Annotated in this window: 1 protein-coding gene; it reads right to left on the minus strand. The window is 51.6% G+C overall.

The window, feature by feature from the left end; genetic code table 11:
* Positions 1-320: 320 nt before the first annotated feature.
* Positions 321-1,369 (minus strand): helicase RepA family protein (locus JKK62_RS08495; RefSeq protein ID WP_201427546.1); only part of this gene is annotated, 1,049 nt, incomplete at its 5' end.

The following is a 1,369-nucleotide window of genomic DNA, read 5'->3' on the forward strand; positions in this document are numbered from 1 at the left end:
CTCATTACAGTAATCTATATTCAAGTGGGTGCGCTCGCTGTCCACGTTCTCCGCTGTGAAGCTGCGGCTGTTGTGCGTGACGGAGCCTTTACCCACCATTGCGCTAATCGTTCTCTTCATTTATCTACCTCAAATCTGTATTTGTATTCAGCTATCTTTTTACTGAGTTGCTTACTCAGGTTCTGTTACTCTTGCCAAGAGTAACGCAAAAGCACTTTTGACAGCAGGGCTATCAAAAATGCAACCTGCGAGCAGGTTTTGCGCTCTCCGAGGGGCAAGGGCAGCCCTTTGAAAAGGGCTCCCTGCACCCCGCCTAAACTTTAGTGCGTGTCAGTCCGTGTCAGCTGTGTCGGTGTTTCACGCACCCCACAATCGCTGTCACAGCCGTCACGCTTTGACACGCCGCCCTCATAGGTCAGCGTGATTCTGCGCCCTTCGTGAGTGCGCTTGTAGTGGTAGGCGATCTTGTGTTCGTCCATCAGACGGTTGACATTGACATTCAGCTTTTGCGTGATAGCGTTTGGCTTGATATCAACGGCGAGATATTCGCACAGCTCCGTCGGCGTTCCGCACCACTGCGGATTGTCGGCGGTCACCCTTTCGGCGATCCTGTCGAGCAACGGCTCCGGTGGCGCTTTCCAAAGCTCGGTTTCGATTTTGTCAAGCTCCCACACCAGCGTTTCCGTGTTCTTCTTCAAGTACACACGCTGGTCTTGCTGATCCCTGCCAGATACCTCAAGCGTGGCGTTATTGCTCGTGCGCTTATCTTTGGAGAGAATAAACGCACCGTCCGCAGCACCGAGCAAGCCGTTAGTGCCGGAAATCATATCAAACTTATCATCAGCGGTTTGCTTGCGTGTATGGTGGACAACCAACATACAAATGTTATGGCTGTCCGTGAAGCTTTTTAGCTTCGTGATGATCTGGTAGTCGTTAGCATAGCTGTAATTCTCGCCGCCGACCTCTCTGACCTTCTGCAAGGTGTCGATAATAACCAGCGAAGTGTCAGGGTGCTTCTGTAAGAAACCGTCGAGCTGTTCGTCCAAACCATTGCCGAGCTGATGAGCTGATACCGAAAAGAACAGGTTTTCATTTTCGGCTGTTCCGAACATACGGTACAGCCGCTTCTGCAATCTCGGATAGTTGTCCTCCAGAGCAAGGTACAGCACCTTACCCTGCCGCACATCAAAGCCCCACAGGTTTGTGCCTGTGCTGACGTGATAGGCAAGCTGTGCCATCAGAAAACTCTTGCCGATCTTCGGAGAGCCGGCGAAAAGATATGTTCCCCGGTATAGCAAGCCGTCGATGATCGGCGGCTTACTCTGATAGGCGCTGTCAAACAGCTCCGTCATGAACCGTGTGTAAATAA

Source organism: Ruminococcus difficilis, from assembly GCF_016680995.1.